Raw genomic sequence first — 992 nt, forward strand, 5'->3', positions numbered from 1 at the left:
GGTAAAGGTAAGGATGCAGGAGCAGTTGCACTGCATAATGTAAAAGATGGTGCCATTGGTGAGAGTTCACATGATGCAATTACGGGTAGCCAGATCAACACGATTTCTCAAGATGTTGCCAAGTTTCTTGGCGGTGATGCGGCGTTTAAAGATGGTAGCTTTACCAACCCTACTTATAAATTATCGTATGTTTCTGAGGAAGGAAAAGTAACAGACAGTTCTTTTGATAATGTTGGTAGTGCATTTATTGGTCTTGATGAGAATATTCAGAATGTTAATGCACGGATTAAAGAAGTTTCAGAAGGGGTAGCGCAGGATTCTTTATCTTGGAGTGATAAGGAAAAGGCCTTTGTAGCAAAGCATGGAGATGGATTGGAAAGAAAAAATAGCAAAATTAAGTTTCTTGAAGACGGTACAATCTCTGCGGATTCAAGCGATGCAGTGAATGGTTCACAGCTTTACACAATGAATAATACGCTTGCGACTTATTTTGGTGGAGGTGCTGGTTATAATGAAAAAGGAGAATGGATTGCCCCTACCTTCAAGCTTAAAACTATCAAGGATGATGGCAGCACTGGTGAGGAAAGTTATAAAAGTGTAGCAGAAGCACTTTCTGATATTAGTACTTCTGTTACGAATGTTCATAATGATGTAACCAATGTTGTCAGTGAAAGCCTTGTCAAGCAGGATAAAGATGAGATGAAGGTTATTAAGATTGGTGCAGAGAAAGAAGGCACTGAAATCGATATTGCTAACAGTAAAGGTGATGCTCGCACAATTTCTGGTGTTAAGTCTGGATTACTTACAGCAGAATCGATGGAGGCGGTGAATGGCTCACAACTCTATTTGATGAGTAACGCATTGGCTGCGTATTTAGGTGGTGGTGCTGGTTATAAGGATGGGCAGTGGAAAGCGCCAGAATTCAAGGTTGCACAATTCAATTCTGATGGTAGTTCGTCAGAAAAGAAGATCTATCATGATGTAGCAGGAGC

At 40.5% G+C, this 992-nt stretch carries 1 pseudogene; it reads left to right on the forward strand.

From position 1 onward, the window contains the following. A pseudogene (locus tag ACFIJL_RS09575) lies at positions 1-992 on the forward strand (hypothetical protein); the annotation flags it as partial.

The organism is Bartonella sp. TT119HLJHH (assembly GCF_042193385.1).
GTDB lineage: Bacteria > Pseudomonadota > Alphaproteobacteria > Rhizobiales > Rhizobiaceae > Bartonella.